Origin of the sequence: Acetobacterium sp. (assembly GCF_041752335.1) — a bacterium.
Taxonomy (GTDB): domain Bacteria; phylum Bacillota; class Clostridia; order Eubacteriales; family Eubacteriaceae; genus Acetobacterium.
Window position 1 is genome coordinate 1 of the sequence record NZ_JBGSHG010000076.1, and the last position, 7,853, is coordinate 7,853.

A 7,853-nucleotide genomic window follows, 5' to 3' on the forward strand; every position below is an offset into this window, starting at 1 on the left:
TGTCTGCTTTTTTTGTATCTAAGCGAGAGTTGAATTCGAAAGGAGTACAAGGTTGGAGAAGATATTAAAGGAAGGCATTACCTTTGATGATGTATTGTTAATCCCAGGAAAATCAGAAGTGTTGCCAGGGGACGTCAACACCGGCACCCGTCTGACAAAAAAAATTGCCCTGAATATTCCCATTATGAGCGCCGGCATGGATACGGTCACCGAAGGACGGCTGGCCATTGCCATGGCAAGAGAAGGCGGTATCGGGATTATTCATAAGAATATGACCATAGAAGAACAGGCTTTTGAAATTGACAAGGTTAAGCGTTCAGAAAACGGGGTTATCGTTGATCCGTTTTTTCTGTCACCGGAACATAATATCGGGGATGCTCTGGAGCTGATGGCCCGCTATCGTATTTCCGGCGTTCCGATTACCATTGAAGGCAAATTGGTGGGAATCATCACCAACCGTGATCTGCGTTTTGAAAGTGATCCGAGAAAAAAAATCAAAGACGCGATGACAAAAGAAAACCTGGTTACCGCTGAAGAGGGCACCACCCTGGAAAAAGCGGAAGCCATTTTGAAACAATACAAGATCGAAAAGCTTCCCATTGTGGATTCGGAAAACAATCTAAAAGGTTTGATCACCATAAAAGATATTGAAAAGAGCATTAAATATCCCAACGCCGCCAAAGACTATCGCGGTCGGCTGATTGTTGGCGGTGCCGTCGGCATCAGCAGCAACACCTTTGAACGGGTCGATGCGCTGGTAGCAGCTCAGGCCGATGTTATCGTCGTGGATACCGCCCATGGTCACTCCATCGGGGTGGTTAAAACGGTCAAAGCGATCAAAGAAAAATATCCCGATGTTCAACTGATCGTCGGAAATATTGCCACCGGAGCAGCCGCCAAAGATTTAATCGAAGCTGGCGTTGATGCCCTTAAAGTCGGGATTGGACCCGGCTCTATCTGTACAACCCGGGTAGTCGCCGGGATTGGGGTTCCTCAAGTCACCGCTATCTTAGATGTCGTTGAAGTCGCCAAAGAGTACGATATTCCCGTTATTGCTGATGGTGGGATCAAGTATTCCGGTGATGTGGTAAAAGCCATTGGCGCCGGTGCGGATGTGGTTATGATTGGGAGTCTTTTCGCCGGTACTGACGAAAGCCCGGGCGAAACGATTATCTACCAGGGCCGCAGCTTTAAAACCTACCGCGGGATGGGCTCTTTAGGGGCCATGAAAGATGGCAGCTCTGACCGTTACTTCCAGGAAGGCCAGAAAAAACTGGTTCCGGAAGGGGTTGAAGGAAAGGTTCCTTACAAAGGACCACTGGCCGATACGGTCTACCAATTAGTTGGCGGGCTCCGTTCGGGGATGGGTTACTGCGGAACCCCAACGATCAAGGATTTAAGAGAGAAATCACAGTTTATGAAAATTACCAGTGCCGGTCTGATCGAAAGTCACCCTCATGATATTTCCATCACCAAAGAATCACCTAACTACAATAGCGCGCAATTTTAGGAGAATTTATGATAACAAAGCATTACCAAGATGAAATTATTCTCATTGTGGATTTTGGAGCACAATACAATCAGCTCATCGCCCGACGGGTCCGTGAAGCCAGAGTGTATTCTGAGGTTGTCCCCTATGATATTACCCCCGATGAGATTCGCCAGAAAAATCCCAAGGGCATTATCTTCACCGGTGGACCTTCCAGTGTCCATGAAGAGGGAGCACCACAATGTGATCCGGAAATTTATACCATGGGGATTCCAATTTTAGGGATCTGCTACGGTGCTCAGCTGATGGCCGAGCAGCTAAAAGGCGTCACGGATTCGGCCGATATTCGTGAGTACGGAAAAAAAGCGCTGAATTTTGAAAAAGATTCGGTGCTGTTTAAAGATATTCCCGACGGCTCAACCTGCTGGATGAGTCACACCAACTATATCCAGACGATTCCGGAAGGATTCACAATCACCGCTACTACCGACTCCTGTCCCACTGGCGCGATGGAATGTCATGAACGCAAGCTCTATGCGGTGCAATTCCATCCCGAAGTGGAACATACCCAATATGGCAAAGAAGTTTTAAATAACTTTATTTATAATGTCTGTGAATGCGAAGGTTTATGGACCATGCACAACTTTGCCCAGGAACAGATTGAAGCGATTAAGAAGCAGGTTGGCGACCGTCGGGTGTTATGTGCTCTCAGCGGCGGAGTTGATTCTTCGGTTGCAGCCACCCTGGTTCACCAGGCGATAGGCGACAAGTTGACCTGTATTTTTGTCGATCATGGGCTGCTGCGAAAAGATGAAGGCGATCAGGTTGAAGCGATCTTTAAAAACCGCTTTAACATGAACTTTATCCGGGTGAACTGCGAAGATCGTTTCCTTGGTAAATTGGCAGGCGTCAGTGATCCGGAGCAAAAACGAAAAATCATCGGCACGGAATTTATCCGCGTCTTTGAGGAAGAATCCAGCAAGCTCAACGATATTGATTTTCTGCTGCAGGGAACCATCTATCCCGATGTCATCGAAAGCGGCACTAAAAATGCAGCGGTCATTAAGAGTCATCATAACGTTGGCGGACTGCCGGATGATGTGAATTTTGAACTGATCGAACCGCTGCGAAACCTGTTTAAAGACGAGGTTCGAGCAGTGGGCGAAGAAATTGGACTGGATCATGATCTGGTCTGGCGACAACCCTTCCCGGGGCCAGGTCTGGCCATCCGAGTGATGGGCGATATCACCAAAGAAAAACTGGATATCTTAAAAGAAGCCGATTTTGTCTTCCGGGACGAGATTGCCAAAGCTGGCCTGGATGAAGAAATCTGGCAATACTTTGCGGTCCTGCCGGGAAATCGCAGTGTCGGGGTTATGGGTGATGAACGAACCTATGACTATACCATCGGCCTGCGAGCCGTTACCTCGGTTGACGGCATGACCTCCGACTGGGCGCGGATTCCCTTTGATGTGTTAGAAAGCATCTCGACCCGCATTGTTAATGAAGTGAAGCATGTCAGCCGGATTGTTTATGACATTACGAGTAAGCCACCTTCTACAATTGAGTGGGAATAAAAAACAAAGCCCTGCGTTTCCCTTATTAATGGGATTCGCGGGGCTTTAAAATTTTCAGCGGCTCTAATTTGGCTCTATTTTTTTCAAATCGTTCAATTTTTCAGCAACTTCACCGTGCTTATTTGGGTACAAATGACTGTAAGTATTGAGGGTGGTTTCAACCTTTTCATGGCCCAATCTTTCAGCGATCAGCAGCGGGGAGAAACCCAGGTCGATCAGCAATGAGGCATGGGAATGTCTCAGATCGTGGAGCCGGATCTTTTTAACGCCGGTGGCTTTGCAGCCTTTTACCATTTCATTGGTGAGAAAGCCCTTGTTATACGGGAATACCTCTGTTTCATCGGCACAGTCATAAATAGATTTTATGTGCTGGCTTAATTGGATTGATAAGAACTTTGGTATCGTGATTGTACGGGTGCTTTTAGGGGTCTTGGGCGGTGTTACGAGGTCTTTTCCCTCAACCCTTTGTTTGGACTTGTTCACCCGGATAAAATCGCTTGTGGTGTCAATATCGGCCACAGTTAAAGCCAACAGTTCGCCAAGACGTAACCCTGTATAATAAAACACATTAAAGGCGGTACCCACCTCTGGCCGTTCATCAAAATAAGTGATGAAGGTGTTGAATTCTTCTGTTGTCCAGATCTCCATTTCTTCAGCGTTCTTTTTTCCCATTGATCCGGCCTTATGGCACGGGTTTGCTTTCAGGTCATAATACTTCACCGCATAATTAAAAATGGCCACAAGTTGATTGTTGATTGTTTTTAGGTAGGTTTGGGCGTATGGTTTATCATTGACATCTTTATAGCTGATTAATTGATTTTGCCAGTTCCTTACATCGGTTGCCTTAATTTGGTTAAGTGGCATCTTGCCGAAATAAGGCGTGATTTTCAAATCGATGAGGAATTTCTTATTACTTATTGTGGATTCCCGGAGCCGATGCTTCATATCCTCAAAATATAATTCCACCAGGGACGAGAAAACCATGGTCAGATCGGCTTGCTGTTTTTCCAGGAATGTTCGCTCCCAGTCCAGGGCTTCACGCTTAAGTGGAAAACCCCGCTTCTTCTTTTTCTTCCTGGTGCCAGTATAATCTGTGTAGTAAAATTGGGCGGTCCAGGTGCCGGCTTTTTCATCAAATGTAGCTGACATAATATACCTCTTTTCTTGTTTGTTATTGCTGAAAGTGGTATAATTTGGTTGTGTAACAAATATACAACTTTCAAAGTTGGAAAAGTCCTTGAGCTGGTAACTCAGGGGCTTTTTTTCGTTAAAGGATTGGTTGAAGACTCACCCGTTTGGGTGCTCTTTTTTCCATATTTGTAAAAATTCCCACAGCAAGTCTGCATTAATGACCCATTTTCTGCCGATCCGCACGCCTGGAAATTCAGGGTGTTTCGAAAACTGTTCTATCCGTTGTGGGCTGAGATGTAAGATTTTACAGGCCTCTGTTTTGGTTACGATATTCGGCATTTTGACTACCTCCTTTACTCCTTCCATTAATTCAAGCCGTAAGGGCTCGTGAGGTCCATCACAATTGAGGTCTCCTTTAGATTTTGGGGAAGAGTCTAATCTTCTCTTTCAGATTCGCAAATGTCATCATAAACAGCTCGCCTTGAATATTCAGGTATTTTTGTTAACAGCTCTACTAATTCAACGGCTTTCTTCCTACCATCAGAGTTAAGTTTATATAATTCGTCCTCCATTTCGACTGACCAGTCATAATCGCCTAATTCTTTCTTAATGTCTCTAACATACTGCCCCATGTTTTCTTCGCCAACTAATTCAGCAAGACTTACGCCTAGGGCTTCTCTAATTTTCATGATGGTATCAAATTTTTCATCGTTTTTATCTCGTTTGATCATTGAATAGAGAGTATTTACAGGTATATCTGTTTCATTTGCCAAATCGGTTACCGTCATTTTTTTTATTTTTAAAATTGACTTTATATTTATTCCTATTCCCATATTTCCCTCCTTTCTATGTCACATTAAAACATGAAAGATAACATTTGTAAACACAAAAACATGATATTGCACAAAATATGTATTGACAATAACGAAACTTAGTGTTCTAATATAAAAAAACATTAAGTTTCGTGTTGAGGAGGTGATGAAATGCGAATAGACAAAATCAAGATCATGGTCGTCATGGCAAAGCAGGGTTTGAACCAGCTCCAACTTGCTGAAAAAACGGGGATGTCCCGTGGGAATTTGTCCACAATTGTCAACGGTAAAAGATGCAAAGTTGAAACAGTAATTAAAATAGCAACGGCTCTAGGCGTTGATTATAGCGAACTGCTTGAAGAAAAGGAGGCCTAACCCATGAAATACGATTTATCCAGGCAGGAAATGCTGGAACTATTATCTGACATCGTCCAGAGCAGCAGCGTTGCCGGCGATCAGGAACAGGATCTATTGAATTTCTTATCAGAACTGGAAGAACAACCCATGACATTTCTGGAAAAGCTTCACCAGGAACACCCTGAGATTGAAATCGATCTGACTATTAAGGCATATACGGCTTGCCCTTGTGCATTTGGCTACGAGGTTTATAACCCAGTTGAAATCTGTGACGTTATGGGTTGCGTGGAGTGCTGGATCAGAAAAGTGTAATAGCACTCGTTATTGATTCCGGCAGAACCGGGCTATTGGAAAAGTGCAATGAAATTTAAATAGATAGGATGGTGAGAAAATGAAAAGTTTCATCACGGCGCCTGAGGTAGCTGAAGCTATGGGTGTGAGTACGGGCAAGGGCTATGCGATTATTCGGGAGCTCAATAAAGAGCTTAAGTCACAGGGGTATATAACAATCGCCGGTAAGGTATCGAGAAGATTTTTCGCTGAAAAATACTACGGGTTTGAGGGGGCAGCAGAGAGTGACAGATTATCGGAACATACCGGAAGACCTTAAAAATCTCCCTCATTGGGTTTTAAGAAAGGGAAAAATGCCTGTCAATCCTAATACTGGTTACGGCGCAAAGGCCGGTGAAGCATCGACCTGGGGAACCTTTGAGCAGTGTTTAGCGATGGTTAAAGATTATGACGGTATCGGCTTTGAGTTCAATGACAATAGCATTGTGGGGATTGATATCGATCACTGCATTGATGAAATCGGGCTGTTATCGAAAGAAGCCAGGTCGATAGTCGAACGGTTGAACAGTTACACCGAGATTAGTCCTTCAGGGACCGGGCTTCATATATTTGTGTATGGTGATATCCCGGAAAAAGGCAGAAAGCACACCGAAAAAGGAGTAGAGATTTATAAATCAGGCCGCTACTTCACAGTTACCGCTAATGTCTATGGAGATCTGAAGCCCGTAGAGCACCGGGGAACAGAGATCATGGAGCTGTTTGAGGAATTATTTCCACAGGGGGGCAAGCCGGTTGGGAGCGACCAAACTTACAACCCGCCTTGTAATAGAATTCCTCAGGAAATATATTCTATTGTACAAAGGTCTGCACAATGTGAAAAGTTCTTTAATTATTTTCATGGAATGGGTTTAAGTGAGGACGAAAGTTCAAATGACATCGGATTTTGCAACATGCTTTCATTTTGGACCGGTAAAGATCCAGATTTGATGGATCAGATTTTCAGAGAATCAAAATTGATGCGTGATAAGTGGGATCGAAAAGAAAGCACATTTGGTACCTATGGTAATCGGACGATCCAGAAAGCTATTGCAGATTGTACTGCCGTTTATACACCAAAAGAGAATTACAGTGTAGCATTTACTGAAAGCGGCGCCGAAGTTGTGACGGTACAGGGGCAGCAAAAGGCCCCTCATAAGCCGAAAAGTTTAAAAATGGTCAGTATGGCAAGCGCAAAAGAAAAAGAACCGGAATGGCTGATTAAGGGTTATATACCAAAGTTCCAGATATCTACAATGGCTGGTGATGGAGGTGCCGGAAAAACAACACTCTGGTGTGCCATTGCTGCAGCTGTCAGCTCTGGTAGACGGGCATTTCTTTTAGATGGTGATAGCTTATCTAGTCATTTGGCTGGTGGACCTCAGAAAGTATTGTTTTTTTCAGCTGAAGATTCTTATGAACATGTTTTAAAAAGGCGATTGAGAAAAAACGGCGCAAATCTTGAGAATATATTTTCAATTGACATTGCAGATGACCGGTTCAAAGATATCAAATTTAATAGCCCTTTTCTGGAAGCGCTTATTGCAGAACACCGGCCAGCGTTGGTAGTTTTTGACCCGATACAAGCTTTTATCCCTCCTGAATTAAGAATGGGAGAGAGAAATGCCATGCGATCATGCTTGTCACCTTTGGTTGGTTATGGTGAAAAATATGGTGCGACTTTTATTATTATCGTCCATGCCAATAAGCAAAGCGGGGTATGGGGTAGAAAACGAATGGCAGACAGCGCCGATATTTGGGATATTAGCCGATCTGTATTGATGGCGGGTGAAACCAATGAAGATAAGATCAGGTATTTAAGTCATGAGAAATCAAACTATTCAATGACTGCTAATACCGTGCTCTACATTATTGAGGATGAAGTTGTAAAATTTCAGTCTTATACGGATAAAAAAGATCGTGACTTTGTTTCAGCTGAAGTCCAAAACACTAGAGCAGCACCAGAAAGGGATGGTGCGAAAGAATTTATTTTGCAGACCTTGGAAGATGGTGAAAAAGAAGACCAGCTAATAAAAGTCAATAGTAAATTTCATATTTTTTAAAAATTAGGATGAATAAAAAATGGCATGGTAAACAAGCCATCAAAAAATCCGAACAATGGCCCAAAACAGCTAATCGAAATTTACAGGGTTAAGCGAC

9 protein-coding genes are annotated in these 7,853 nt (G+C 43.7%); 6 read left to right on the forward strand and 3 right to left on the reverse strand.

The genetic code is table 11. The annotated features are described in order from the left end of the window. The first annotated feature begins 52 nt into the window (after positions 1–52). Positions 53–1,510 (forward strand): IMP dehydrogenase, encoded by a 1,458-nt coding sequence (gene guaB / locus ACEW8F_RS09855; protein ID WP_373483302.1) that lies wholly within the window; start codon positions 53–55, stop codon positions 1,508–1,510. A gap of 8 nt (positions 1,511–1,518) precedes the next feature. After that, on the forward strand, positions 1,519–3,066 hold the full coding sequence (guaA, locus tag ACEW8F_RS09860; RefSeq protein WP_373483303.1) for a glutamine-hydrolyzing GMP synthase: 1,548 nt from the start codon (positions 1,519–1,521) through the stop codon (positions 3,064–3,066). Between the two features lie 63 nt (positions 3,067–3,129). Here the strand turns inward: guaA and ACEW8F_RS09865 are convergent, their stop codons facing one another. The 3 genes from ACEW8F_RS09865 to ACEW8F_RS09875 form a co-directional block, all read right to left on the reverse strand. Then, on the reverse strand, positions 3,130–4,215 hold the full coding sequence (locus tag ACEW8F_RS09865) for a tyrosine-type recombinase/integrase (protein ID WP_373483304.1): 1,086 nt from the start codon (positions 4,213–4,215) through the stop codon (positions 3,130–3,132). Positions 4,216–4,353: 138 nt separating this feature from the next. After that, entirely contained in the window at positions 4,354–4,536 is a 183-nt protein-coding gene (locus tag ACEW8F_RS09870; RefSeq protein WP_373483305.1) for a helix-turn-helix domain-containing protein, read from the reverse strand. Positions 4,537–4,631: 95 nt separating this feature from the next. Then, on the reverse strand, positions 4,632–5,030 hold the full coding sequence (locus tag ACEW8F_RS09875; RefSeq protein ID WP_373483306.1) for a helix-turn-helix domain-containing protein: 399 nt from the start codon (positions 5,028–5,030) through the stop codon (positions 4,632–4,634). A gap of 150 nt (positions 5,031–5,180) precedes the next feature. Here ACEW8F_RS09875 and ACEW8F_RS09880 point away from each other — a divergent pair, with 150 nt between their 5' ends. The 4 genes from ACEW8F_RS09880 to ACEW8F_RS09895 all read left to right on the forward strand — a co-directional run bounded on the left by ACEW8F_RS09880 (position 5,181) and on the right by ACEW8F_RS09895 (position 7,756). Next, positions 5,181–5,384, forward strand: coding sequence for a helix-turn-helix domain-containing protein (locus ACEW8F_RS09880; RefSeq protein ID WP_373483307.1), 204 nt, complete (start codon positions 5,181–5,183; stop codon positions 5,382–5,384). 3 nt (positions 5,385–5,387) lie between these two features. After that, a complete protein-coding gene (locus ACEW8F_RS09885) occupies positions 5,388–5,678 on the forward strand; it encodes a hypothetical protein (RefSeq protein ID WP_373483308.1) in 291 nt (96 codons plus the stop codon). Between the two features lie 79 nt (positions 5,679–5,757). Further along, on the forward strand, positions 5,758–5,976 hold the full coding sequence (locus ACEW8F_RS09890) for a hypothetical protein (RefSeq protein WP_373483309.1): 219 nt from the start codon (positions 5,758–5,760) through the stop codon (positions 5,974–5,976). Continuing rightward, positions 5,942–7,756: an AAA family ATPase gene (locus ACEW8F_RS09895; protein WP_373483310.1), complete on the forward strand. Its 1,815-nt coding sequence runs from the start codon at positions 5,942–5,944 to the stop codon at positions 7,754–7,756. Before ACEW8F_RS09890 ends, ACEW8F_RS09895 begins: the two co-directional genes overlap by 35 nt. Positions 7,757–7,853: the final 97 nt, after the last annotated feature.